This is a genomic window from Clostridium sp. CMCC3677 (genome assembly GCF_023845585.1).
Taxonomy (GTDB): domain Bacteria; phylum Bacillota; class Clostridia; order Clostridiales; family Clostridiaceae; genus Clostridium; species Clostridium aquiflavi.
Map to the genome: position 1 here is coordinate 238,400 of NZ_JAMQHS010000006.1, position 26,878 is coordinate 265,277.

General features: G+C 27.4%; 22 protein-coding genes. 4 read left to right on the top strand and 18 right to left on the bottom strand.

The features are described 5' to 3' along the window. Positions 1-31: 31 nt before the first annotated feature. The 8 genes from NG901_RS09525 to NG901_RS09560 all read right to left on the bottom strand — a co-directional run bounded on the left by NG901_RS09525 (position 32) and on the right by NG901_RS09560 (position 10,546). Positions 32-499, bottom strand: a complete 468-nt coding sequence (locus tag NG901_RS09525; protein ID WP_252213941.1) for a chemotaxis protein CheX — start codon at positions 497-499, stop codon at positions 32-34. Continuing rightward, positions 481-1,356 (bottom strand): response regulator, encoded by an 876-nt coding sequence (locus NG901_RS09530; protein WP_252213943.1) that lies wholly within the window; start codon positions 1,354-1,356, stop codon positions 481-483. The genes NG901_RS09525 and NG901_RS09530 overlap by 19 nt, the downstream gene beginning before the upstream one ends. Before the next feature lie 374 nt (positions 1,357-1,730). After that, positions 1,731-2,993, bottom strand: a complete 1,263-nt coding sequence (locus tag NG901_RS09535; RefSeq protein ID WP_252213945.1) for a uracil-xanthine permease family protein — start codon at positions 2,991-2,993, stop codon at positions 1,731-1,733. 314 nt (positions 2,994-3,307) lie between these two features. After that, the gene (locus NG901_RS09540) at positions 3,308-4,090 is read right to left on the bottom strand and encodes a lysozyme (protein WP_252213947.1); all 783 of its coding nucleotides are present in this window, start codon (positions 4,088-4,090) and stop codon (positions 3,308-3,310) included. Positions 4,091-4,376: 286 nt separating this feature from the next. Continuing rightward, positions 4,377-5,240 carry an MBL fold metallo-hydrolase gene (locus NG901_RS09545; protein ID WP_252213949.1) on the bottom strand — a complete coding sequence of 288 codons (864 nt, stop codon included), beginning with the start codon at positions 5,238-5,240 and terminating at the stop codon, positions 4,377-4,379. A 15-nt stretch (positions 5,241-5,255) separates the two neighbouring features. After that, the gene (locus tag NG901_RS09550; protein ID WP_252213951.1) at positions 5,256-6,089 is read right to left on the bottom strand and encodes a methyl-accepting chemotaxis protein; all 834 of its coding nucleotides are present in this window, start codon (positions 6,087-6,089) and stop codon (positions 5,256-5,258) included. A gap of 397 nt (positions 6,090-6,486) precedes the next feature. Further along, the gene (locus NG901_RS09555) at positions 6,487-8,322 is read right to left on the bottom strand and encodes an ABC transporter ATP-binding protein (RefSeq protein WP_252213953.1); all 1,836 of its coding nucleotides are present in this window, start codon (positions 8,320-8,322) and stop codon (positions 6,487-6,489) included. Continuing rightward, positions 8,315-10,546 carry an ABC transporter ATP-binding protein gene (locus NG901_RS09560; protein ID WP_252213955.1) on the bottom strand — a complete coding sequence of 744 codons (2,232 nt, stop codon included), beginning with the start codon at positions 10,544-10,546 and terminating at the stop codon, positions 8,315-8,317. Before NG901_RS09560 ends, NG901_RS09555 begins: the two co-directional genes overlap by 8 nt. A gap of 384 nt (positions 10,547-10,930) precedes the next feature. Here NG901_RS09560 and NG901_RS09565 point away from each other — a divergent pair, with 384 nt between their 5' ends. Then, positions 10,931-11,290, top strand: a complete 360-nt coding sequence (locus tag NG901_RS09565) for a MarR family winged helix-turn-helix transcriptional regulator (protein WP_252213957.1) — start codon at positions 10,931-10,933, stop codon at positions 11,288-11,290. A 159-nt stretch (positions 11,291-11,449) separates the two neighbouring features. On the opposite strand, the gene hypE is transcribed toward NG901_RS09565, so the two are convergent. The 8 genes from hypE to NG901_RS09605 all read right to left on the bottom strand — a co-directional run bounded on the left by hypE (position 11,450) and on the right by NG901_RS09605 (position 19,632). Then, on the bottom strand, positions 11,450-12,457 hold the full coding sequence (gene hypE, locus NG901_RS09570; protein ID WP_252213959.1) for a hydrogenase expression/formation protein HypE: 1,008 nt from the start codon (positions 12,455-12,457) through the stop codon (positions 11,450-11,452). A 35-nt stretch (positions 12,458-12,492) separates the two neighbouring features. Further along, complete coding sequence (hypD, locus tag NG901_RS09575; RefSeq protein ID WP_252213961.1) at positions 12,493-13,584, bottom strand: hydrogenase formation protein HypD; 1,092 nt, start codon at positions 13,582-13,584, stop codon at positions 12,493-12,495. A 292-nt stretch (positions 13,585-13,876) separates the two neighbouring features. Further along, positions 13,877-14,089: a HypC/HybG/HupF family hydrogenase formation chaperone gene (locus NG901_RS09580; protein ID WP_252213963.1), complete on the bottom strand. Its 213-nt coding sequence runs from the start codon at positions 14,087-14,089 to the stop codon at positions 13,877-13,879. 4 nt (positions 14,090-14,093) lie between these two features. Continuing rightward, positions 14,094-16,508 carry a carbamoyltransferase HypF gene (gene hypF / locus NG901_RS09585; protein WP_252213965.1) on the bottom strand — a complete coding sequence of 805 codons (2,415 nt, stop codon included), beginning with the start codon at positions 16,506-16,508 and terminating at the stop codon, positions 14,094-14,096. A 24-nt stretch (positions 16,509-16,532) separates the two neighbouring features. Then, positions 16,533-16,874: a hydrogenase maturation nickel metallochaperone HypA gene (hypA, locus tag NG901_RS09590; protein ID WP_252213967.1), complete on the bottom strand. Its 342-nt coding sequence runs from the start codon at positions 16,872-16,874 to the stop codon at positions 16,533-16,535. After that, complete coding sequence (locus NG901_RS09595; protein ID WP_252213969.1) at positions 16,867-17,340, bottom strand: hydrogenase maturation protease; 474 nt, start codon at positions 17,338-17,340, stop codon at positions 16,867-16,869. Before NG901_RS09595 ends, hypA begins: the two co-directional genes overlap by 8 nt. Next, the gene (locus NG901_RS09600; RefSeq protein ID WP_252213971.1) at positions 17,337-18,752 is read right to left on the bottom strand and encodes a nickel-dependent hydrogenase large subunit; all 1,416 of its coding nucleotides are present in this window, start codon (positions 18,750-18,752) and stop codon (positions 17,337-17,339) included. The genes NG901_RS09595 and NG901_RS09600 overlap by 4 nt, the downstream gene beginning before the upstream one ends. Positions 18,753-18,756: 4 nt before the next feature. Next, entirely contained in the window at positions 18,757-19,632 is an 876-nt protein-coding gene (locus NG901_RS09605; RefSeq protein WP_502800130.1) for a hydrogenase small subunit, read from the bottom strand. 398 nt (positions 19,633-20,030) lie between these two features. On the opposite strand from NG901_RS09605, the gene NG901_RS09610 reads away from it, so the two are divergent. Both NG901_RS09610 and NG901_RS09615 read left to right on the top strand, forming a co-directional pair. Then, complete coding sequence (locus tag NG901_RS09610; RefSeq protein WP_252213975.1) at positions 20,031-20,561, top strand: ECF transporter S component; 531 nt, start codon at positions 20,031-20,033, stop codon at positions 20,559-20,561. Next, complete coding sequence (locus tag NG901_RS09615; protein WP_252213977.1) at positions 20,554-21,123, top strand: class I SAM-dependent methyltransferase; 570 nt, start codon at positions 20,554-20,556, stop codon at positions 21,121-21,123. The genes NG901_RS09610 and NG901_RS09615 overlap by 8 nt, the downstream gene beginning before the upstream one ends. Before the next feature lie 59 nt (positions 21,124-21,182). Here the strand turns inward: NG901_RS09615 and NG901_RS09620 are convergent, their stop codons facing one another. Both NG901_RS09620 and NG901_RS09625 read right to left on the bottom strand, forming a co-directional pair. Continuing rightward, the gene (locus NG901_RS09620; protein WP_252213979.1) at positions 21,183-22,853 is read right to left on the bottom strand and encodes a ribulokinase; all 1,671 of its coding nucleotides are present in this window, start codon (positions 22,851-22,853) and stop codon (positions 21,183-21,185) included. Positions 22,854-23,045: 192 nt separating this feature from the next. Next, positions 23,046-25,241: an iron-containing alcohol dehydrogenase gene (locus tag NG901_RS09625; protein ID WP_252213981.1), complete on the bottom strand. Its 2,196-nt coding sequence runs from the start codon at positions 25,239-25,241 to the stop codon at positions 23,046-23,048. A gap of 487 nt (positions 25,242-25,728) precedes the next feature. On the opposite strand from NG901_RS09625, the gene NG901_RS09630 reads away from it, so the two are divergent. Then, entirely contained in the window at positions 25,729-26,832 is a 1,104-nt protein-coding gene (locus NG901_RS09630) for a LacI family DNA-binding transcriptional regulator (RefSeq protein WP_350339624.1), read from the top strand. Positions 26,833-26,878: the final 46 nt, after the last annotated feature.

Consider the following 26,878-nt stretch of genomic DNA (forward strand, 5'->3'; position numbering starts at 1 on the left):
ATCAACACTCTGCTAAAACAGAGCCTAAAAATTAAATTGTATTCTTTATTAAAGAAATATTAACATCTATAACAGCTCCATTAATCTCCATAGATATGCATACTACTTTATCCGAACTAGAATTTGCAGTAAATTTTCCATGTATAAGAGTTGGTGTAGATATATCTACATTTACATTATTATTTGAAAAATTAGTTGAAGCATTCGCTGTAAGCATATTAACAAGTTCAGAAATAGCACTTTGTGCTAATTCATTAAATTCATCTACTGGCATTCCCATCATCATGGCTGATGCAATTTTTTTTGCATCTTCTTCATTCATAGTATATATAATATTTCCTTTAATATCTCCAATAAGTCCTATTATAATTATAACTCCTGGGCTTTCTATAAATCTGCCTTTTTCACTTACTCCATTTTTTTTAATATCACTTAAACCTAATTGAGGCATTACGTTTGTAAATGCATCTACTATAGGATTTATATTATTGACATCCATTCACTTTCACCTCTTTTGAATCCTATGTTTATTGATAAATCTCCAAATTTAGTTTTAATCTTTGCAGAATAATTGTTATCTATTTCTGCTTTTGATATATTTATTGATTCACCGTGAAATGTAGTTGGTGGTGCTACTCTTAATCCAAATACTTTATTCTTTTTATTTATCATTGAGCATGCATTTCCTGCAAACATATTGGCAATTTCCGCTACCACATTAAGTAATTCTTTCGTATCTTTAGCTTCTCTCTTTAATAATGTTGTTACAATATTTTGAGCTGTTTCAAATGACATATCTATAATCATTCTTCCTGAGTATTTTCCTATAATCCCCATAACTGCCACAATGCCTTCGCTGTGTATCTCTTTATCAGTATTATAATCATCAATAACTTCAGCATCTGTTTTTGTTAATTTGCTAAATAAATTTATTATAGATTCTTTAAATACATTTGGATATAAAAGTTCTAATTCTGAATGAAGTTCTTCATCCCCCATAACTCTATTTATTAACAACGTTAATTCTTCTGAATCAACTGGTTTTTGAATATAACCTGATATTTTTGTTTTCTTAGCTTTTTTTATAAGTTCATCATCCATCATTGCACTAACAATAATAACTTTAATACTATCATCAATTTTGTGTATTTCTCTTGTGCATTCAAAACCATCAGTACCTGGAATAGTCATATCCATTGTTATTAAATCAGGTTTTAATTTCTTAGTCTCTTCAATAGCTTCCTCTAGCGATTGAGCTTCTCCAACAACATTAAACCCATTTTCTGTTAATGCATCTCTAAGCAATGCTATTTGAAATGGTGAATCATCAACTATTAAAATTTTTATATCTTTCATATGTTATTCCACCCCTTTTATCATATAATATAGGATTTATTAATATTTAATAGAACTTTTTATACTTTAAATTGTAATCAATCTAACCTTATAATTTATATTTAATATTTCGAGTGTATTCAACATTTCTTAATAGTTAAAAGCTATCTCTCTTAATTTTTTAATTAATTTTATAATCATTTTAATATTTTATTTGATTTATATATATATGTCTTTTTTAAAGCATATGAAAAAACTAATATAAAAATAAAAAAGACTATATCATTTCTATAACTAAATACTTACAGAAATGATATAGTCTTATACTTATACTCCGCCCACTTTGCTTATACATATATCAATACTCCGCTAAAACAGAGCCTTTATTTATTATTTTATTTTTTGAAATTCACTCTGTTTAATATTAAGTTTAATGCTACTCCAACAATTGCTGCAAAGCTTAATCCTGATATAGATACTGTATCATTTATTCTTATTCCTACTAAAATTCCAAATTTTTTCTCTATGAAAGTTCCTAAAAGTCCTATTACTAGTATTGTAATAATTACAAGTAAATTTCTCCAATCTATTTTCACTTTTTGATATTTTATAGTATTAAATCCAACTAATGAAATCATAGAAAATAACATTATACTTATTCCACCCATAACAGCTTGTGGAATTGTGCTTATTGCAGATCCAAACTTACCTATAAAGCTTAGCATTATTGCAAATATAGCTGCTAATCTTAATATTGATGGATCATAATTTTTAGTAATTGCTAAAACTCCAGTATTCTCTCCATATGTAGTATTAGCTGGCCCCCCAAATGATGCTGCTATCATAGTAGCTAGTCCATCTCCTAGTAACGTCCTATTTAATCCTGGCTCTTCTATGAAATTTTTTCCAACAACTTGACCATTTGTTGTTATGTCACCAATATGTTCCATAAAAGTAGCTAGTACTACTGGTACAATAATCATTATCGCTCCTAAATCAAATTTAGGTAATGTAAAATGTGGAATAACTATAATGCTCGCTTCTGAAATTGCTTGAACATTAACATACCCTATAAAATAAGATACTATATATCCTACAATAACCCCACATAATATTGATATTTGAGATATAAATCCTTTTCCTAAATATTTTACTGATAAAGTTACTCCTAATGTTATAACTCCAATGATTAAATTGTCTTTAGCCATATTTATAGCTGTTGGAATTAAATTTAATCCTATTACCATAATCATAGGTCCAACAACTTGTGCTGGTAATATATATTTTATTTTATCAGTACCAATTTTTTTGATAATAAAAGACATTAAGACATAGATTAGACCTGCTATCATTATTCCACCTTGTGCATATCTTAAATCGCCATATGTTTGTCCAACAGCGCATATTACTGGAATGAATGCAAATGATGAGCCTAAAAAGACTGGAACTTTCATTTTTGTACAAATATGAAATACTAATGTTCCAATACCTGCACAAAATAATGCTACCGAAATATCAAGACCGGTTAAAATAGGAACTAAAACAGTTGCTCCAAACATTGCAATTAAGTGTTGTAATGCTAATACTAACTTGCCCCCTGTTTTTTTCCACGAAATTTCTCCGAATTGCTCTTTTGTAATACTTATAATTTCTGACATAAAAAAAATACCTCCTTAAATAAATAAGAGGAAAATACTATTATCTCCCCTTTTTAGCCTCTCTGGACTAAATTAAAAGTTCTTGTCAAAATTTTTAACAATATGAAATTGTATATAAAAATAATTATCTATTCTTATATTTTATTCTTTATCTTATTATAGCTTAAATTTTTTAAAAGTAAATAATTTTTTATAAATTCTCTTAAAATTAATAATTTACTCAAAAGAGTAATTATAGTATTTAAGGTTTAATATAACCCATAAAATTATAATTACCCTTAAATTTAATCTCTAGTCTTTAGTGTACATATTTATTATATATTACCTCTATAATCTGCACTTAAGAACATGGCAGCCTCTTTAGTTCTTCTTCTATAAAGCCCTTCTATTCTTTTTCCTCCACCATTACTCCAAGCTTGAAAATTAGAAGTAATTATATCTTTATCTCTTATTCCTGCAATTATATTTTTATATAGTGTAGAGCCTAGCAATCCTACTACCCCACAATTATATGCAAAGCTTACTAATGCATCTAGTTCATTTTGTTTTAAACTTATATTTTTATCATCTAAATCTTTTTTTATTATTTTAGCATATTTATTGTTAATTAAATTTTTTAACATTTCACTTGCTTTACTTTCAGTTATACTAGATAACCCCTTTATTTCATCTCCAGTCATTCCATAACCTAATGTTAAGACTCCAACCATATCATAATATGGTTTTGAAAAAAAACCCTCCCAAGATTTTATAAAATCAATACAAGCATCAGATACTAAAGTATTTTCTAACATACTACCATCTTTATCAAAAGTATACTGTTTCCCATTAATACTTGCAGTACAATCAATATAACATTTTCCTTTATAGCCATTACTAGATTCCTCAAGATAATACCAAATTTCCTTTAGCTTAATCCATCCAGTTTGCATTATTCCATTGGAATCCATATAATACCATAATCCATCTTTGTCTTTTACCCACCCAGTCTGCATTATTCCCTCATCATTTAAATAATACCATTTCCCATTTTCTTCATACCAGCCTTTTATAACCTTTCCATCTTGACCTTCTACACACCATTTCCATTGTGTCATATTTAATCCTCCTTGGTTAAAAATAGAATTATCTAATATCTATATTTTTATTTAAGGATTTTAATCTATTAAAATTTTAAAATTATATATTTTAACTTAAGAATTAACACATACTACATAATATGAAATTCATATTTAAGCGGTTACTATTTAATATATATTTTTTAATTATTGTAGCTATCTTTTAATTAATTTATAAATGAAAAGGAACCGTCATCAGCTAATGATTTAAAAAATCATTCTGAGACAGCTCCTTAAATTTATTAAGTAATTTATATCCTAAAAATTAATCTAATTCTACTATTGTACCTGTTCTATTAGTAAATGAAGTTTTACATTCCTCATTAAATATTTCTACTGCTTTTTCACCAGTACAATGAGATAATCCTAATAATTCAACACCTGATTTCTTTAAATAATCCACTGATTTTTTTATTCTATCATCATCCGCTTCTATAAGATGTGTACCACCTATTATTCCTACTATCTTTTCATTAGTTCTTTCTTCTATGGTTTTTACCATATTTAAAAATCCTGGATGTGCACATCCAAGTAATATAACTAAACCTTTTTTAGTTTTTATTCCTAAAGCGATTTCTTCATCAAATGTATCAACTATATATTCATCATTAACTTTACGTTGCATATTAGGGTTTACTTTTTCGAATTCATAGTACTTATTAAAATTAGAGAATACAAAAATATTATCGCATATTTCTAAAATATCTTTTTCTAAACTTTCTACAGAAACACCTTTACTCTCTATATAATTTTTATCAAAGTCTGTTCCTATATAAGCATATCCTGGTTCTTTTGAAAAATCTGATTTAAGACTTCCATCTGAATAATGATATTTATCTGTTCTTTCAAAAAAATGCTTGCTTACTATAAGTTTAGGTTTTATATTATAAGTTTCTAATAATTTTTTTACTCCTCCACAATGGTCATAGTGAGCATGACTTAAAACCATAATGTCTGTCTTTTTGAGATCAATATTTAAGTTTACTGCATTTTCAATAAAATCTCCTGTCTTTCCTGTATCAAACAAAACATTGCAACCACTTCCTTCAATAAACATAGAAAGTCCATGTTCATTCTTTAACTTTTCATCCTTATCTTGTGTATTTTCTATTAAAGTAGTTATTTTCATTTTGACCCCTCCATTTTATATTTCTGATGCAAATTCTTTTAGAAGTGTTGCAGTAGAATTAAGTTCTTGAACTGCAGCTGTAAGCTCTTCAATTCCCGATGCTTGTCCGTCTAATAATAAATTTGAAGCATTAAATCTATTATATATTTCATTTATTGAACTTTGTATATTACTCAATATTTCGTTAATCTCATTTATAGATTCGCTACTTGATTGAGATAATTTTCTAATTTCATTAGATACTACACTAAATCCTTTTCCATATTCCCCTGCCCTAGCTGATTCTATAGCCGCATTTAAGCCAAGCATGTTAGTTTGTTTAGCTATACTTTCTATAAACTTTAAAACATCATCTGTTTTTTTATAATTATCATTGGTAATTTCTATAAACTTCTCTATATCTGAATTAGTTGCAGATATTTTTTGAAGTCCAGAAGACATATCCAATAAATTACTTCCTATTTGTGCTAATGAATCTGATAAAGTATTTGACATATTAGATATTTTTTCTTTTCTCTCAACACTCATACCAATTACTATTGTTCCTGCTATTTTATTATCTTCAAAAACTGGAATTGCTATTGTCTTTAGTGTTACTCCAAATACACTTTCTGGTACCATAATAGATACTTGTTTTTTAGCTTTTAGACAAACATCAGCTGCACATCCTTCTGGAATTATATCGCCTGTTTTAGATTGCATTTTTAAGTTTGTACTGTCTTTAACTAATAAAAATCTTTCCGTATTAGATATTGTAAAAATTAATTCATCTTCAAAATAATATTTAAAACAAGGCATTAATGTGTAAAATGCCTGCATTAATTCATTATCTGCTATTTTATTTATCATAAAAATCACTCCTAATTATTTTATGTAATTATTATTATTACTAATACATAAATTTTCTATTTAAGTATTAATTATTACTTATTAGATTGTATTTTTTTCTAATGTTAGTTTTATTGTATGATATCATTTACACCAATTTCAATATTATATCACTTTTTGGTTATTTTTCATAATTTTTCATTATTAACGTATTTGTTTTAAAGTATAATGATATACTAAACTTACTAATTAAATATGTACTACATTTATATATTCGATATTTTTCAATATAAAAATAAGCCTAAATATTAAAATAATTAATATTTAGGCACTTTTTATACTATATATTTAAGTATTTCTCTACATTATCATTTGTTTTAAATTATATTTTTTAAATTTTAATCCATTTATAAGATTTTTACATTGCTTTTGCCTTTTCAAACTGTGAATTATAAAGGTTCGCATAAAATCCATTATTAGTTAACAGATTTTCATGATTTCCTTGTTCTATAATATCTCCATCCTTCATTACAAGAATTAGATCAGCATCTTTTATAGTTGATAATCTATGAGCTATAACAAAACTAGTTCTTCCCTTCATTAAATTATCCATTGCCTTTTGAATAAGTAATTCTGTTCTTGTATCAACTGAACTTGTTGCTTCATCAAGAATAAGAATCTTTGGATCAGCTAATATAGCTCTTGCTATTGTTAATAATTGTTTCTGTCCCGCTGAAACATTACTTGCTTCTTCATTTAATTCCATATCATATCCATCTGGTAAAGTTTTTACAAAGTTGTGAACATGAGCCGCTTTGGCTGCTTCAATCACTTCTTCATCAGTTGCATCTAATTTACCATATCTGATATTTTCCATTATGCTTCCGTTATATAACCATGTATCTTGTAATACCATACCAAATTCCTCACGAAGTTCACTACGATTAAAGTCTCTTAAATCATTACCATCAATTAAAATTTTCCCTTTATTTACATCATAGAAACGCATTAAAAGTTTAATTATTGTTGATTTACCAGCTCCTGTTGGTCCTACAATTGCAATCTTTTGTCCCTTTTTAATTTTAGCACTAAAATCATTTACTATAATTTTGTCTTTATTGTATCCAAATTGTACATTTTTAAACTCTACATTACCATGAACATCATTAATAGATACAGGATTTTTAGCAAATTGATCTTCTTCTTCCTCATCTAAAAATTCAAAAACTCTTTCAGCCGCAGCTGCTGTTGATTGTAGTAAATTTGAAACCTGAGCGATTTGACCAATTGGTTGAGTAAAGTTCCTACTATATTGAATAAATGATTGAATATTACCAACTGTAATTCTACCATTGATTACAAAATATCCACCTAAAATTGAAACTGCTACATATCCAAGATTACCCACAAAAGTCATTATTGGCATCATAAGTCCTGATAAAAATTGAGATTTCCATGCTGACTTATATAATACATAATTAGATTCTTCAAATTCATCAATTACCTTTTGTTCTTTATTAAACACCCTAACTATATTTTGGCCGCTGAAGACTTCTTCAACTTGACCATTTACATGACCTAAGTACTTCTGTTGTGCCTTAAAATGTTTTTGCGATTTTTTAACAACAAATCCTATAATAGCCATAGAAATTGGTAATATACATAAAACTACTAAAGTCATTATCCAGTCAATGCTAAACATCATTATCATAATACCTATAACTGTTGTAATTGATGTTATAAGTTGAGTAGCACTTTGATTTAAGCTTTGAGATAGTGTATCTATATCATTGGTGAAAATTGATAATACTTCACCATGTGTTCTGCTATCAAAAAATTTCATTGGCATACGATGTATTTTTTCTGATAATTCTTTTCTTAATGTATATGTCAACTTTTGAGAAACATTTGTCATTAATATTCCTTGTATAAAAGAGAATATTGCACTAATAACATATAAACAAATTAATGCTCCAAGTATTTTTGCAATTTTATCAAAGTCAATACCTGATCCTCCAGATACTTTTCTCATTAATCCTTCAAACAATTCTGTAGTTGCATTACCTAAGATTTTAGGTCCTACTATAGAAAATATTGTACTACCTATAGCAAAAACAAATACAAAAATTATAGGAATTTTATATGCACTTAAGTATTTCATCAATTTACTCATAGTACCTTTAAAATTCTTGGCTTTTTCTCCTGCAACCATTTTGCCGCCCATTGGACCTTTTCTTTGCGTACTCTTACTCATTTTCAAGTTCCTCCTTTGAAAGTTGTGATAAAGCAATTTGCTTATAAACCTCACAGGATTTTAATAATTCTTTATGAGTTCCTTTTCCTACTATTTTTCCTTCATCTAAAACAATAATTTGATCAGCATTTAATACTGTACTAATTCTTTGAGCTACAATTAAAATAGTACCATCTTTTATTTGTTCATTTAATGCCTTTCTAAGAACTATATCTGTCTTATAATCAAGAGCAGAAAAACTATCATCAAATATATATATTTCTGGTTGCTTTGCAATTGCCCTTGCTATTGATAATCTTTGTTTTTGTCCTCCTGATACATTGTTTCCACCTTGAGAAATTGGACTATTATATGTGTCATCCTTTGCTTCAATAAATTCAGTAGCTTGTGCAACTCTAGCTGCATTTATCATTACTTCTTTTGGAGCATTTTCAGCACCATATTTAATATTTGATTCTATTGTTCCTGAGAATAGCATTCCTTTTTGAGGAACATATCCAATTTTATCTCTTAAATCATGTTGTGTAACATTTCGTACATCTATGCCATCAACTATGATCTCTCCTTCAGTTGTATCAAAAAAACGAGGTATTAAATTAACCAATGTTGTTTTACCGCTACCTGTGCTTCCTATAATTGCTGTAGTTTGTCCTGGTTTTGCAGTAAAATTAATATTACTTAAAACATCTTCTTCTGCATTTGGATATCTAAAGTTAACATTCTTAAATTCTACATAACCTTTTTTATTATACTCAAATGATTTAGCCGATACAGGATCTTTTATAAGTCCTTCTGTATCTAAAACTTCTGCAATACGCTTTGCTGATACTGCAGCACGTGAAATCATAATTGATATCATTGAAAGCATTAAAAATGCCATTATAATTTGCATTGTATATTGAATAAATGCCATTAAGTCTCCAACTTGCATTGTTAAATTTTCTATTTTACTAGCACCAACCCATACAATTAAAACTGTGATTCCATTCATGATAAACATCATTGCAGGCATCATACAAGCCATTATCTTATTAACAAATAAATTAACGTCTGTTAACTCCTTATTTGCTTTATCAAAACGTTCTTCTTCATGTTTTTCTGTACTAAATGCACGTATTACAGGAATTCCTGTTAAGATTTCTCTAGCAACTAAGTTTATTTTATCAACTAATTTTTGTAATTTTTTAAATTTAGGCATAGCTATTGCAAATAACACACTTACAAGACTTAATATAGACAGTATTGCTACACCAATGACCCAAGACATTGTACTATTGGTGTTTAAAACTTTTATAAATCCACCTATCCCAAGAATTGGGGCATATAATACAAATCTAAGTACCATTACTGTAAGTATTTGAATTTGTTGAATATCATTAGTACAACGTGTAATTAATGATGCTGTTGAAAAATCATCAAATTCTTTATTTGTAAATCCAACAACTTTCTTAAATACACTGCTTCTTAAATCTCTGCTAAATGCAGCTGCAACTCTTGAAGCTATCAATGTTACAAGTATTGTTGCCATCATGCTAACTAATGCAAATCCAAGCATTTTTGCTCCAGATGAGAATATATAATTAGTTTGGTATTTATCCATATTAACACCAATTTTAGTATATTCATTTTTCACAAAAGAAACTGCCATTTGATCAATGCTACTATCATCTAACTTACTAAACATTTCATTCATGCTTGATGTTATTTCTTTAAATTGTTCTTTTGGCATAACTTTAAATATATCAAAGATATTTGCATCTTCCTTTAATACTCCAGGGGGGAATGAACTAATCATTTGGTTTTCCATAGCCTTAACTTTATCTGAATCACTTTCAAAATTAGAAACCATAACCATCGGTTTTCCAAGTATTGAATTTAATTCTTCAATTTTATCTTTATCAATATTTTTTAATACATAAAGATTTTCTTCTTCTAATAAAGGATATTCTTCATCGGAAGTAGATCCCTTGTTAACCAAGTCATAATTTTCTAGTACTTCTTTATAATCTTTGTCTTCCATAAACAAAGAAAGTCTCTCCATTTCACTTTCTCTAATTACATCTGGAGTTATCTTATCTACTCCTCCATGTTGAATACCTACATTAACAATATCAGAAGTATATTTAGGTAAAGTCAAATCACAAACTGCTTGCCCTACCAATAAAACTAATATAGCTAAAATAAGCCAAACTGATTTCTTTAAATGTTTTAATAATTTAAGCATATCCTTTTATTCCTCTCTTCTTATGTTGATATTAGATAATTTTTAAGTTAAAAAACTTTATAATACTTATCCAATTTCTAAAATCACTTGATAATTAACAGACATTACTAACTGATTATTATTTTAAAATTGTCAACATTTATTTACTATGAAAATTATCTTACAATGAAATTCCATCTATGTCAATAAGTATTTACTGTAAATATTTGTTGACCTTTTTGTAATTAGAATATAAACTTAATATAAATACAAATATGTAAAATCTGAATGAAATGTTAGGTGATTTTCTTGAAAAATGAAGATACTTTAGAAATTTTAAATGAATTAATGGATCTATCTGTTTTTATGAAAAAAATGATAATTAGACCCATCGAAACAAACCCAGTGATTAATATCAGTAGATTACAAATGCAAACATTATGTATCTTAGATAAATTTAATTCTATTAATATGACTAATTTAGCTAAGGAACTTATGATTACCAAGCAACAAGCTACTGGTATCGTAAACAACTTGGTTAATAAAGGACACGTAAACAGAGTTGTTAATCCTGAAAATCGTAAAGAAATTTTGCTTAATAATACGGAATCTGGTACAAGAACCATTAAAATTATTAAAGATCATATGACAGACAAGTTATATACATATTTCGATATACTAACATCTGAAGATAAGAAAAAAATTATTGAATCTTCAAAAACAATAAAACACATTATAGGAACAATTGACAAACATGATATGTAATTAAAATAAGTTTAAATTACCTTTAACAAAAAAAGTAGAAAATTACAAAAAAGACTTCAGCATCTAACTAAGGGGCTGTAGTCTTTTTAACTTTATTTTAGGCTATGTTTTAGCAAAGTGTTGATATATGCATAATCAAACTGGATAGAGTAATTGAACTTAACATATTCTTGGTAATAACTCTCCTTGTGCCATTTTTAATATTTTGGTTGAACCTAAATCTGTTTCAATGTAAAGATATTTTCTATCATCTTCTATAACCTCACCAATTATAGCTGAATCTTTCCCAAGTACATTTGACTTCATCACTCTTAATACTTTTTCTGCTTCATTTTTACTAACTATACAAATCAACTTTCCTTCATTAGCAACATATAAAGGATCAAAACCTAGAAGATCACAAAAACTCCTAACTTCTTCAGTTATAGGTATATCTCTTTTATAAATTTTCATACTTTTTCCACTTATGTTTACTAATTCATTTAGGGTATTAGCTAACCCACCCCTTGTTGGATCTCTCATAATTCTAATTTCCTTGGTACATTTAATAATTTCTTTAGTTAAAATATTTAAAGCGGCGCAATCACTTATAATGTTAGATTCTACCGACAATTTTTCCCTTTCGTTAATTATACACATACCATGTTCTCCTATGGTTCCACTTAAAATTATTTTATCTCCCACTTCTACATTACTACCTTTTAATATATATCCATAACTTTCTATTACTCCAATTCCAGTAGTATTTATATATATTTTATGTCCTCGTCCTTTTTCTACAACCTTTGTATCCCCAGCCACTATTTTAACTTTTGCTTCTTTTGCAGTAATAGTCATTGATTTTACTACCTTTTCTAAATTCTCTATTTCAAAACCTTCTTCAATAATAAATCCTGCTGTAATATATAATGGAGTTGATCCACTTACTGCCAAATCATTTACAGTACCACAAATACTTAACTTTCCTATATCTCCACCTTTAAAAAATATTGGATCCACTACAAAGCTATCTGTTGTTACTGCAATTTTACCATTAAGTTCATTTAATATCGCTGAATCATTTTGCTTTTTTAATTCCTCAGTATTAAAGTATTTTATAAATATATTTTCTATTAGTTTATTTGTTTCTTCTCCTCCACTACCATGTGCTAAAGTTATAATACCCATCTTTACCTCCTAAAAAACAAAGTGGCTACGCCACATTATAAATTTTCATATACTATCCCACAAGTACCCTCACTAGATACCATGCAAGGTCCTATGGGATTACTTGGAGTACACACTTTTCCAAACAATGTGCAATCTTTTGGTATTTTAATCCCTTTTAAAATTTCTCCACATATACAATTTTTATCTGATAAAATCTTCTTTTCTTTTAATGAGAATCTTATATTCGCATCAAAAAAAATATACTCTTCTTTTAATTTATAACCTGTATCTTTAATCTTTCCTAGTCCCCTCCAAATACTATCCTCATTTATAAAAACGTCTTCTAATAATGATTTACTTTTTTTATTTCCAAATTCTTTAACAAAGGTTTTATAAAAATTTATAAAATTATATTCACCTTTTTCCTTCATTATTATTATAGAAAGTATTCCACATAATATATCTATAGCTTTAAAACCACACACTAACATTGGTAATTTATATTTCTTAGATAATTCCTCAAAAACTTTACTTCCTATTATTGTTGCTACATGACCTGGACATATAAATCCATCAATCTTTATCTTTTCATCTAAAATTAATGTTTCCATTGCATTTGGCATAGTTTTTAAGGAATGTAAAATAGAAAAATTATTAATATTATTACTTTTTGCTTCCTTTAAAGCCAATGCTATTAAAGGTGCTGTTGTTTCAAATCCTACTGCTAAAAATATTACTTCTTTAGTTTTATTTCCTTGTGCTATTTTTAAAGCATCTAAAGGTGAATAAATAATTCTTATATCCCTCCCTCTTGCCTTTTCTTCTCTTAGGGAACTTTTTGTCCCTGGAATTTTGATCATATCTCCAAATGAAGTTATTATTATATTTTCTTTCTTGCTTAATTCTATAGCACTATCAATGTAATTTTGTGGTGTTACACATACAGGGCATCCAGGACCCGCTATCATTTTCACATTTTTAGGTAATAATTTATCTATTCCATTATCATAAATACTTTTTGTATGGGTACCACATACTTCCATTATTCTTATTTCTTCTATTTTCGTTGCTTTTTCTTTTATTTTCTTTATCAACTTAAGAGCTATTTCTATTTCTTCTGATTTCTTTAAATTATTAATATACATATCATTTTCCCTTTATTAAATTCGCTATGTTTTAAAATAGTGTTGATATTCTAGTATAAGGGCGAACTGGCATTGGAATTTACTTTTTAGAACTCTTAATGAAAATTTGTACAATTAATTGCTTGTCAGCAATCTTTGATTGGGAGCATGCATTAATTGGACTAAGCTTTATTTTAGAGTTCTTAAAGCAAATTCCCCTGTCCATGAGCTTTATACTACAATATCAACATTCACTTAAAACATAGCCATTAAATTATATTATGTTACTACAAAATCTTACCTAAGCAAAATATCACATTATTAATGTTTTAAATATTTCTAATATCTCTAAAGCCTCTTCTTCATTCTTTTTTTCTATTGCACATCCTGCATGTACTAATACATATTCTCCCTTTTTTAAATCCTCTATCAATTCTATGTTTATCACTTTATTTATTTTTCCAAACTGAATTAATGCATCTTTATTATATATTTCTAAAACCTTACCAGGAATTGCTACACACATATATTTACACCTTCTCCAATTCATTTGCTATAATAATCTGCCCTATAGATAATCCACTATCATTACAAGGTATAATTTTATGAGTTAAAATATTAAAATTATCATCTTTTAATTTAATATATAATCCTTCTAATAGTATTGGATTTTGAAACACTCCTCCGCTCAAAGCTACTGTATTTAATTTTTCCTCTTCTCTAATTTTAAGTAAAAGTTCATATGAAAAATCTATTATAGTATTATGAAACTTTAGCGCTATTTCACCTTTGCGTAAGTTATTTTGTATGTCCATTAAAATTTCTAATATAATTTTATTAGTATTTATTATATAAATTGAATTTTTTTTAATTATTTTATATCTATATTTATCTATATATAAAATCTTATTATTTAATGAATTTTTAAAGTCTTCTGCTAAATTTTGTAAATACAAAGCAGCTTCGCCTTCATAATTTACAATACCTGTAAAATCTAAAATACTAGCCACTCCATCAAATAGCCTTCCAATGCTAGATGTTAAAGGACAATTAATATTTTTTTCAATCATATTAATAATAAAGTTAACAGATTTATTATTAAAAATTTCTTTAACTTTCTGTATTTTATTTATTGAATTATCATATATACTATCAAATATACTATTAAAAAAATTTTCTTTAAATTTATCATTATTTATATAAGTAAAACCATTTTCTTTACACCATAATTTTTCTTCTTTAAAAGCTTTATATATTAATGAAATACCAATTTTCCATGGTTCTTTTACTGCTCCATCACCACTAGGTAGAGCCATATATCCAATATGACCAACTCTTCTAAATTTTTTATAATCACATATTAAAAATTCTCCTCCCCATAACTTCTTATCTTCTCCATATCCAACGCCATCAAAAGCAACACCAATAACTTTGTTTCTCTCATTATTCTCAAACATACAACTAACTATATGGGCATGGTGATGATATACCCCCACCATATTGCAATTATTATATAATTTTCTTGTTTTATATTGCTTTTCATCAATAAAATCATTTGACCAATAATTAGGATGATTATCGTAAGCAATTATATTAGGTTTAATATTATAGATATTCTGTATAAAATTTAAATGTTTTTCAAAATACTTAATAGATTCAATACTATCCATATCTCCAATATATGGACTAGTAAAAAAATACTCTCTGCAGCTTAAAGAAAATGTATTTTTGAATTGAGAACCTAAAGATAAAATATTATTTTCTAAGTTATATTTATAAGATAATGGTGCATAGCCTCTCCCTAACCTTATAACCCTTTCCTCATTTAAAATCACAGTTGTTACAGCATCATCTATTGGATTATTAATATCCCTGTCATGAATCAAAAAGTAATCACAAATATTTTTAAGATTCTTTACTGCTTGAAAATTATTATATATAATAGGTGCTCCACTTAAATTTCCACTAGTAAAAACTATAGTTTCTATCTCATTATCAAATAATAAATAATGAAGTGGACTATATGGCAATACTACTCCTAATCGTTTATTATTAAATGAAATATTATAAGGAAGTAAATTATTCTTTTTTTCTAAAAGTAGTATTGGTTTTTTATTCCCAATTAAAATCTTTTCTTCTATTGAATTTATATTGCAATATTTATAAACAACATCTATATCCCGCATCATCAAAGCTAACGGCTTACGTTTTCTATTCTTTCTAATTCTAAGCTTTTCTATTGAATCTCCATCCTTACCATTACATATAAGATTAAATCCTCCTATCCCCTTTACACATATAATTTTCCCCTCTTTTAAATACTTTTTAACTTCCTCTATTTCATTAACATTTTTAATTACTTGTCCTTCATTATTTAAAAGAGTTAATTGTGGACCACAACTTGTGCAGCATGTTGGTTCTGCATGAAATCTTCTATTTATAGGATTTCTATATTCTTTAGTACATTCAAAACACATTTCAAACCTACTCATTGAAGTATTCTTTCTATCATAAGGAAGATTATCTATAATAGAAAATCTTGGTCCACAATTAGTACAATTTATAAAAGCATAATTATATCTTCTAGAATTGTTTATATTTAACAATTCTTTTTCACATTCTTTACATGTTGCTATATCTGGAGATATTAAAGTAATCTCTTTATTATCTACACTACTTTCTAGAATTTTAAATTCTTTAAAACTTCCTAATTTTCCATCTTCTATTTTTATTTCATCTATATAGCTTAAATCTGGTGGTTTTTCCTTGATTTCTTCTAAAAAATTTTCTACATTTTTAGAATTACCTTGAACTTCTATAACTACACCCTTATTAGAATTCTTAACATATCCTTTTAAATTATTATTTAATGCTATCCTATAAACGAATGGTCTAAAGCCAACACCTTGTACTCTTCCTTTAATTACAATCTTTTTTCTTATCATATTCCCCACTTCTTTTTTATATGATTATTCCCCTTCTATTCTATAAAGTAACATCTCATAACCTGAAATTATTTCACTACTTAAACAATTACACTTAGGACATTTTTTATTTGTAAAACTTATTGAAAATTCTTGTTGACATTTTTTACAATATGCTTTTGCCTTAATTTCATTTATTTCTAATTTTGCACCCTCACAAATTCCATTTTTACTTAATGCTTCAAATGCAAAAATAAGATACGATTTTTCAATATAATAAAATTCTCCTATTTTTAAAATAATTTTAGTCACCTTATTGATATTATTTTTCTTGCAATTATCTTCAACCATATCTATTACCGAACTCATTAAAGATACTTCATGCATAATCCTCACCATAAATCCTTTTAAGTATATTTTTTATTTCATTAAATACTTTAATTGATATATTTAAGAATTCATTTTTTAAAGTTTTAGATAACTCTAAAGAGAAATCTATATTTTCTATCTCTATACCTATTAAATACCCTTTTACTTCTCTATATTCTTTTCTTAAAATCTTTAATAAACTTTCATTATGCTCATCTCTACTATTTGTAATAAACCTATCACATTCTTTAAAATCAAAAATAGAAATAACCCCCGGCTTTAATCCTAAATACGTACTATCAACTATAATAACAATATCTTCTTTGTTTATGCAGTCCAAACAATACATATAATCAGTTTCTCCAATTATAACCTCTATATCTTTACTGAGTTTCTCTATTTCATCTTTTATTTTTTCTACTATCTTTACTCCTATCCCATCATCACAAAGGAGTATGTTTCCCACACCAAAAATTTTTATCATACTATATTTATGTTAAAAGGTTCATATCTATCACTAACAATATGAGCAGCACAATTTAAGCATGGATCAAAACTTCTAACTATTCTTCCTATTTCAACTGGATATTTAATATCATTTATTTGTGTACCTATTAAAGCTTGTTCAGCGGTACCTTTTATTCCTTTACTATCTTCAGGTGATAAATTCCAAGCTGATGGAGGTATTAAAGTATAATTTGAAACAAGCTTTTTATCTATTGATAACCAATGCCCTAAAGCACCTCTTTCTGCTTCTATTAAACCAATTCCTTTTGCCTTTTCAGGCATCTCCCACTCTTTTTGATATGCTTTTCCTAATTTAAGCATTTCTATCAAAACTTTTATTGTTTCACAAATTCTTTTTGCTTCTAAAGACTTAGCTGCAATTCTATCCATTGTAGATATTCCCCCACTATATCCTCCATTTAACGTCATTCTTGCTAATGCCCCAACTTCCATAGCATGTCCATTATATCTTGGAGCATTTATCCAACTATATGCATTCTCTTTATATGCATTAGGTTTTGCCGGTTCATCTAATCCTGGAATAATTGTTTCTGAAGTTCCATTTGCCCATGTTTTAGCAACACTCTCAGTAATATTATTAATATCAAATGTTTCTTTTACCCCATTTATAATTACTCCTGGTGCACAATACTTTATTGGTGGTGAATAATCATTGTATAATTCATAGCACATTAGATTTCCATGACCTTTACCAATTTTAAAATAATCATTATATACTTCTGATATTCTATAAACATCTGGTATTAGTTTTTCTTCAACAAAACTACTTATTACATTAATACTATATTTAATGTTCTCTATCTGCTGAATATTAATGTTTGTAGTTGTTCCTCCTACAAATATTCCATGACAATGTGGTACTTTTCCTGCTAATTCAGCTACTCCTCTATGTGCTTCTCTGCTGTATTTTACTGCTTCTAAATAATCAGAATTTATCCTATCTGTATCAGCTTTAGATAATCTATAATCAGCCTGTTTAGCCGATTCAGTCTTATATAATGGATTCAAATGTACTATATCTACATAGTCAGGAAATACAAAGAAATAAACGTGTCTTAAATAATTTTGGAGCAATTCAAATCCATTAGCAATATCACGCACAATCTTTCCATTAAAATCTGGCGTAACCTTCATTGCATCTTCTAAAGCTAAAGTTGCAGCCATTGTATGATGAGTGGAGCAAATTCCACATATTCTTGGTGCTAAATATATAATATCTAAAGGTGATCTTCCTTGAAATATTTGCTCAAAACCTCTAAATTGACTGCCACTACTTTTAGCATCAACAATTTTATTATTTTCAATCTCTACCTCAATACTTAACAGTCCACTTACTCTTGTTATAGGATCAATTATTATTTTAGTCATATATCTAAACCCCTCCATATCTAACAAATGGCTCATTGCCGTCTGGAAATTTAGGTCCAGCACATCCTATGCAGTTTGTATTATCTCTAACTGGCCAATTTTCAGTTCCATTCCACTTGCTTATTGGACAATATGCATAAGTCACTGGTCCTTGACATCCTAACTTAAACATACATTCTTCATCCCCAAGCTTCTTTGCAAATATTCCCGCATCAAAGAATCTTCTTCTTAAACAATTATCATGAATTGTCTGTCCATAATATGCTGTAGGTCTTCCATCGCTATCTAGTTCTGGTGCTCCATAAGAAGTAAGATATCCCAAAATCCCCATAATCCAAACTGGATTTGCTGGACATCCTGGAATTGCAATAATATCATCTCTTTTTAAAAATTCTTTAACACTAACAGCGTCAGATAAATTAGGTCTAGCAGCAGTGGGTCCACCATAAGAAGAGCAAGTTCCAACTGTAACAATATATTTTGCATTTTGGGCTATAGTTTTAACTCCCTCCATAGCCGTTATTTTTCTGCCTTTATACGTAGCAATTGTTGTATACAATCCATTATCCTTTAATGGGACTGCTCCACATACAACAAACACATAATCAGTATTTAAAGTTTGTAATATTCTTTCATAAGCTGTTTCACCTGAATCTCCACATATACTACCAAAATAATTTAAATTAACAAATTCTTTAAGTAAATATAAAACATCTGGATCCTTTGCATCAAGTAAGGATATTATTTGCCCAAAACAACCCGAAATTTCAAGCCATATAGCATTTATTTTCTGTTTTTTTCCTAATTTAACATCTTCAATTGCTCTTTCAGTAAATTTCATTGCCAATTCTTCTTTATTTTTTTGTAAACTACAATTCATTTTACAGTTATTACAATTTCCATAACTTAAAACTTTATTTTCTTCCATATTTATCTTTTTGCAAGAACTGTTAGTATATTTTAAATCTGCATATTCTTCTACATCATTATCTTTTATTTGATTCATATAAAAATTTTTATTATCTAAGTAATCTATATTTTCAATTCCATACAAATCTTCTGCTTTTACATATTTTACTGGCACTATAAATCCATTTTCCATTTTTAAAATATACATGTATTTATCTCCTAAAAAATAATCATTATATATAATATTATTTTACTTTTAAAAAAATTCTTCTATGATAACTGTTCTAAAATAAATAATTCATAATAAAAATATTGTAAAGAAAACTTTTAGAGTACTAATAAATATTTGGTTATAAGGAGAAATTAAAAATGAATGAAAAGACAAAAAATCTAGTACGAGCTGGATTACTCCTAGCACTAGGAATAATAATTCCATATACCTTTCATATGACAGGATTACCAGGTAATATATTCTTACCTATGCACATACCTGTATTACTTTGTGGATTTATCCTTGGAGAAAAATATGGCTTACTTATAGGATTTATAACTCCAATAATTAATTCAATTATTTCAGGAATGCCTCCTATATATCCAATAGGAATATGTATGGCATTTGAACTTTCAAGCTATGGGCTAATAGCAGGATTAATGTACAAAAATAAAAAGTATAATATTTTTATATCTTTAATAACTGCTATGATTATAGGTAGATTAATTTCAGGTATAACAAATTATATTTTGTTAACTGTTTCAGGAAATGGCTTTGTACTTGCTTCATTCTTAACAGGTAGTTTTATAAAGGGAATATGGGGAATAATTATTCAACTTATATTAATACCAATAATAATTAAAATTATTGAAAATAAAATAGATAAGGATGTAATTATAAATGGATGATTTAGAATTTTTTAATAGTGTTGCATTTAAGTGGGATGAAATGTGTACACATGACGATAAAAAAATCAGAAGAATTATAGAATTATCAGATATAAAAAGTGGTTCTAAAATACTTGATGTTGGAACAGGAACGGGTATATTAATTAGTTATTTATTAGAAAAATCTCCTACTAAAATCGTTGCCGTTGATAATTCTGAGAATATGATTAAGGTATGTAAAAGTAAGTATAATGATAAACGAGTTGAATTTATTGTAAATGATATTATGAATCTTGAGAATTATACATTTGACTATGTTTTTATTTACTCAGCTTATCCACATTTTAAAGATAAGTATGCACTGTTTAACAAACTTTATAACCTTTTAAATAAAGATGGTAAAATAGTTATTGCTCATTCAGATAGTAAAGAAAAAATAAATAATGTACATTTAAAAAAACCTCAAATAAAATACAATGTACTTCCTCCAGTAGAAAATACCATAATCATAATGAACAATTATTTTTATATTGATAAAAGCATCGATAATGAAGAAATGTATTACGTGTCTGGAATAAAATAATAAAATAAACACCAACGTCCTATATAAAAACATTGGTGTTTATTTTAAAACATAGCCTATTATTTATGCTTTGCTGTCGCTTTAATATTTTTTAATCTTTTCATGACATCGTTTGCACCTTTGCCAAAATAATCATTAAGTAATAAATACTCTTTGTATAAGCTATCATATGTAACTGCATTTTCATGAATAGGTTTAAATGTACCTTCTTTTACTTTACCTAAATGTCTAGCTACATCATTAGCATTTTTATATCCTGTCACTTCTTCTTTAGCTGCTGCAATTCCTAAAATCGCACTTCCTAAAGCTCCTGATTGCTTAGTGTCTATTATTTTTATTTCTTTATTACATACATCTGCATATATCTGAACTAACATAGGATTCTTTAATGGTATTCCTCCAGCTACACATATTTCATTAACTGGAACACCATGCTTTTCAAATTGTTCAATAACAACTCTTGTCCCATAAGCAGTTGCTTCTATTAATGCTCTATAAATTTCTTCTGGTTTAGTCTTTAATGTCATTCCTAATATCATACCTGTTAAATCAAAATCCATTAAAGTTGATCTTACTCCATTAAACCAATCTAATGCTATAAGTCCACTCTGTCCAACTTTATAGTTTTCTAATTTTTTGTTTAATAAATCAAAATCACTAATACCTAATTTTTTTGCTTCTTCTTTATATTTGGCTGGTAAGGCATTTTCTTTAAACCAAGCAAAATGATTTCCCACACAACATTGTCCAGCTTCATATCCAAAATATCCTGGAAGAATACCATCCTTTACAATTCCACAAACTCCTGGAATTCCTTCTTCTGTTTCAGACAATAACATATGACAAGAAGATGTCCCCATAATTATAAGCATTTTTCCTGGTCCATCAATCTTACTTGCAGCTACAGAAGCATGAGCATCTATAATACTAACCCCTACTGGAGTACCTTCTTTTAATCCTGTTTTTTCAGCCATATCTTTAGTTAAATACCCTAAGCATTCACCTATAGATTTAATATTAGTAGATAATTTTTCATCTACCACATTTTCCATTTTAGAATTTAATGATTTAAAGAACTCTTTACTTGGATATCCCATTTCATGATGATAAAAAGCTTTATATCCTGCTGCACAAGCACTTCTTACCTCTTCACCTGTTAATAACCATGTAATCCAGTCACACGCTTCTAAAATTCTACCACTTGCTTCATATACCTTAGGAGATTCTTTTACAATTTGCATAATTTTAGGTATCATCCATTCACTTGAAATTTTCCCTCCATATAAAGACAACCATTTTTGATTTGTCTCACTTGCAATTTTGTAAATTTCATCAGCACAATATTGCGCTGAATGATGATTCCATAGCTTTGCATAAGCATGAGGATTATGTTTATATTCTGATAAATAACAAAGAGGAATACCCTCTTTTGTTGTTGGTAATATAGTGGAAGAGGTGAAATCCACACCTATTCCTACTATATCATCATTATTTACTAAATTTTCATCCATAATCCCTTTTAAGGTTTCAATTAACCCTGTTTCATAATCTTTAGGATGTTGTAAAGCCCAGTCAATTCCTAGTTCTTCTCCTGTTGGAATATTATCAACCATTACTCCATGTGGATATTCATAAATTTTAGTTAATAACTCTTCTCCTGTTTTTATATCAATTAATAATGTACGAACTGATAAAGTCCCAAAATCAATACCAATAGCATACTTACCCATAACTTTTATACCTCACAAATTCTACTTTTATTTTTCTCTATACTTTAGAGATATGGCTGTATCAAAAAACATATATATCTTTATTTGCTATATTTAAGCGAATGTTAATATTGAATATAAGGAAAAACTAGCATTCGAATTTGATTATACTCAATATTAACTTCTTAGATATATTTGAAACAGACTCTTCAATTAAGATACAGCTTTGTTTTTAATTAAGTTTGTAATGTCAGCTACCGAATCTACAATTATGTCTGGTTGAACACTACTCTTACCAATATCTTCTTTTGTGGTTTCTCCACTTAATACTAATATAGATAAAACATCACTATTTTTAGTTACTGCTATATCTGTATATAATCTATCTCCAACAACTGCAATTTCATCTTCTTTATATCCAGTTTCTTCAATTATATATTCCAATGTATGATGAGAAGGTTTACCAAAAAACTCAGGAAATCTATTTGTAGAACTTTCAATTAACCTTGCCATCGATCCACAGTCAGGAATAAATGTATTTCCTTCCATTGGACAATTTAAATCTGGATTAATTCCAAAATAAGTTTTTCCTTCTCTTATAAAACTACATGCCTTTTCAAGCTTTTTATAAGTAAGGCTTGTATCAAACCCTATGATTACAATATCAGGATCACAATCGTTTAACTCTATATTAAACTTTCTAAATTCGTCCAATAAAGATTGTGTTCCTACAACATAAACACTTTTTCCAGGGTAGTTTTTCTTTAAATATTTTATCATTACATGAGTTGAGATCATCATTTGTTTTGGTTCAATAAGTATATTCATATTCTTTAATTTTTCAATATAACTTTCTTGGCTTTTTGATGAATTATTTGTGAAGAAATAATATTCTCTATCTGTTTGTTTTACTGTATCTAAAAATTCATTAGTAAAATCAAACAAATTTTTACCTAAATAAATAGTTCCATCCATATCTAAAATAAAACATTTAATTTTTTCTATTTTATCTTCCATATACTTGTTATTTAACTCTATATATTGACTTTGTCCACTTTCAAAATAGTCAGCAATTTTTTCTGACATCTTATCTGCAATACCTAAATCCCATAGCAATTGTAAAAGTGTATAACGATCTCTAACTTCTTTTGCCACTAATATACTATCTTTAATCATTTCATAATCAACGCCAACTTGTTTAGGATTAATTGGTGCATTTAAAGATAATAGAATATCTTCTATTACTTTCACATTAGGTAATGAGTCATTTATTACTTTTGTTATCTCATCCCAATGTTCTTCTATTCGTTTTATTCTCTTTTCATGAAGATTCTTTGAATTTTTATTTGTTTTCGCTTCTAAAGCTATTACTCCGTTTGCTGCACAGCCATAGCTTTGTATCATCTTTTCTTCCCATGCTTTTTGATCGTAATTTTCTACATATTTTCTGGCATTTTTAAAATCTATTTTTTCTTTTAATAACATTTCATATGTCTTTATAACAGCTACTGTTCCAATCCCTACTTTAGTTCCATGTAACACAGGTTTTCTTCCCTCAAATAAGAATTTCATTTCCCAATAATGAGAAATATGATGTTCGCTTCCGGATGCTGGTCTTGAATTACCAACAAAACTCATTGCAATTCCTGTTCCTATTAAAGCTTCTGTAATATTGCTTATTGCTTCTTTTGAACGTAGCATTACTTGATCTGCACTTTCCACTACTTTTTTTATAGATTTTTCAACCATTTCAACTATTTCTTTACAATAATACTCTTTATTTACAATATTGGCAATTTTCCAATCACATAAGCAAGTATACTTTCCTAGTATATCTCCAAGTCCCGCTGTTATCATATTCATAGGAGCATTTGCTAAAACGTCTACATCAGCTATAATAGCTGTTGGAACATGAGCATCATATGTTGTTTTTAAATTGTTAGTTATAAGTGCTGCTCCTACTGAAGCAAACCCATCCATTGATGGTGCTGTAGCTACAATAATATAATCTATTTTTAGCTTATAGCTTATATATTTACACATATCATTGATAGTTCCAGTGCCTACCCCTAATATAAGATCATAATTACTTTCCATTGCAAGTTGTATTTTCATTATAGTCTCTTCATTTGGAACAACTTCATCTTCATCCAATACAATCTTACTTATTTCAATATTTGCTGTTTTAAATTCATCTTCTACTTGTTTTCCAGCTGCTACATATGTATTTTTATCTGCAACCATAAATATTTTTTTATAAGACTTTCTTTTAATAAATTCAGGTATTTTTTTTATTGCACCTTCTGATATCTCTACATAATCTAAATCAGTTTTATGATTTTTCCCACAAGAACAAAAAAAATCGTGATGTAAATAATCTGATATTGAATTTATCTTTATATTAATCATGCATAACCACCCTTTTAATATATTTATTTTTGCTAGCAAATATATTGTATATTGCCATTATAAATATGACTTAAACAAGCTGTCAATCAAGTCAAATACTCAGTTATTAATAACTCTAACATTATAAAATTAATATTTTTTTCTTTTTAATAAACTTAATTGTTTTAGTGAAAAGCTCTCTTTGTTATTTATTAATATTCTTAAGTTCAATTACTCAGTCCACTTTGCTTATGCATATATCAACACGCTGCTAAAACATAGCCTTTTGTATAAAAAGATCTATGTTTTAAAAATAGTTTTTTGATTAAATATATGAAACTAATTTTCATATATCTTTTTTACTATTAATAAATTTAACATTTTATTAATAAATATTAATACTAATTATTAATAAAACCCCTTAAATCCATTAATAATAAATTTATTTATTAATTAACTATTTGTCTTTTTTATTCCTATTTTGTATACTAAGTTTAAAAGAAAAGGAGTGGTTTACTTGACGTCTTATCGTAAGATAACAACAAAAGATATTGCTGACTATGCTGGGGTTTCTCAATCAACTGTTTCAATGGTGTTGAATAATAGACCCGATGTTTCTTTTTCTTATGAAACAAGAGAAAAAGTTCTTAACGCTACAAAAGTTCTAGGATATGAAAAAAATAAAAATAAAAAGACATGTAGTGATACAGTTTTATCAAAGCTTATTATAATAATGTGTCCATCTCTTTCTAATTTGTATTATACTATGCTGATACATTCTATTACTGAGCAAGCAAATAAACATGGATATTCTATATTTATAGCACCTACAATGAGAAATCCTAAGCTTGAAAAACATTATTTAAATATGTATTCAAATCTTAAAGTAGCTGGGATTATATATTTATATCAATCTACTTTAGTTTCACAAATAAAAGACTTAGTTTCTTCTGCTCCTGTTGTCTTGATTAGTGATAAAAATGAAGATTTAGACTTAGATTCTGTAGAATTAAATAGCCATAAAACAGGTTATATTATAGGTGAACATCTATTATCTCTTGGACATAAAAAAGTAGCTTATATTTCTACTCCACTACTTGCACATGAAATCCCAAGAATTCAAAGACTTAATGGATTGAAAAAAAGCTTTTATGATCACAATGTTGATATCGATAACATTATAATAAAAAATGAAGACATTCAAAATACTACTAAGTATCCTTTAGATAAAACTGAATATTTAACAGGATATAACTTAACAAAAAAATTATTAGCAGAAAAAACTGATGTAACAGCCTTTATTGGAACTAATGATATGGTAGCTATTGGAATTATGGATGCGTTAACAGAAATGAAATATAAAATACCAAATGATTTTTCAGTCTGTGGTTTTGATAATACCCTATTATCATCTTTGCAAAAAATATCTTTAACAACAGTTGATCATGCTATAGAAAATAAAGGTACTGAAGGTGTTAATATTATATTGAAAAAAATAAATAGTAAATCTTCAAATTCACAAAACAGATCTTGCATTATGAGACTAGAATATGAACCTTTTATCGTTAAAAGAAACAGTACAGGAATTGCACGAACTACAAAACTATATTAAAAAATTATTTTAGCCCTATAATTTTATATTTAATATTTCTGATAAA

Excerpts from the sequence above, each read along its gene's own strand:
- NG901_RS09560 (WP_252213955.1), bottom strand. The coding sequence starts at position 10,546 with ATGCTTAAATTATTAAAACATTTAAAGAAATCAGTTTGGCTTATTTTA.
- NG901_RS09530 (WP_252213943.1), bottom strand. The coding sequence starts at position 1,356 with ATGAAAGATATAAAAATTTTAATAGTTGATGATTCACCATTTCAAATA.
- NG901_RS09615 (WP_252213977.1), top strand. The coding sequence starts at position 20,554 with ATGGATGATTTAGAATTTTTTAATAGTGTTGCATTTAAGTGGGATGAA.
- NG901_RS09550 (WP_252213951.1), bottom strand. The coding sequence starts at position 6,089 with ATGATAAATAAAATAGCAGATAATGAATTAATGCAGGCATTTTACACA.
- NG901_RS09620 (WP_252213979.1), bottom strand. The coding sequence starts at position 22,853 with ATGGGTAAGTATGCTATTGGTATTGATTTTGGGACTTTATCAGTTCGT.
- NG901_RS09610 (WP_252213975.1), top strand. The coding sequence starts at position 20,031 with ATGAATGAAAAGACAAAAAATCTAGTACGAGCTGGATTACTCCTAGCA.
- NG901_RS09600 (WP_252213971.1), bottom strand. The coding sequence starts at position 18,752 with ATGACTAAAATAATAATTGATCCTATAACAAGAGTAAGTGGACTGTTA.
- NG901_RS09625 (WP_252213981.1), bottom strand. The coding sequence starts at position 25,241 with ATGATTAATATAAAGATAAATTCAATATCAGATTATTTACATCACGAT.
- hypF (WP_252213965.1), bottom strand. The coding sequence starts at position 16,508 with ATGATAAGAAAAAAGATTGTAATTAAAGGAAGAGTACAAGGTGTTGGC.
- NG901_RS09525 (WP_252213941.1), bottom strand. The coding sequence starts at position 499 with ATGGATGTCAATAATATAAATCCTATAGTAGATGCATTTACAAACGTA.
- NG901_RS09540 (WP_252213947.1), bottom strand. The coding sequence starts at position 4,090 with ATGACACAATGGAAATGGTGTGTAGAAGGTCAAGATGGAAAGGTTATA.
- NG901_RS09545 (WP_252213949.1), bottom strand. The coding sequence starts at position 5,240 with ATGAAAATAACTACTTTAATAGAAAATACACAAGATAAGGATGAAAAG.
- NG901_RS09605 (WP_502800130.1), bottom strand. The coding sequence starts at position 19,632 with ATGAATTGTAGTTTACAAAAAAATAAAGAAGAATTGGCAATGAAATTT.
- NG901_RS09555 (WP_252213953.1), bottom strand. The coding sequence starts at position 8,322 with ATGAGTAAGAGTACGCAAAGAAAAGGTCCAATGGGCGGCAAAATGGTT.
- NG901_RS09535 (WP_252213945.1), bottom strand. The coding sequence starts at position 2,993 with ATGTCAGAAATTATAAGTATTACAAAAGAGCAATTCGGAGAAATTTCG.
- NG901_RS09595 (WP_252213969.1), bottom strand. The coding sequence starts at position 17,340 with ATGATAAAAATTTTTGGTGTGGGAAACATACTCCTTTGTGATGATGGG.
- hypE (WP_252213959.1), bottom strand. The coding sequence starts at position 12,457 with ATGGGTATTATAACTTTAGCACATGGTAGTGGAGGAGAAGAAACAAAT.
- hypD (WP_252213961.1), bottom strand. The coding sequence starts at position 13,584 with ATGTATATTAATAATTTAAAGAAATCAGAAGAAATAGAAATAGCTCTT.
- hypA (WP_252213967.1), bottom strand. The coding sequence starts at position 16,874 with ATGCATGAAGTATCTTTAATGAGTTCGGTAATAGATATGGTTGAAGAT.
- NG901_RS09580 (WP_252213963.1), bottom strand. The coding sequence starts at position 14,089 with ATGTGTGTAGCAATTCCTGGTAAGGTTTTAGAAATATATAATAAAGAT.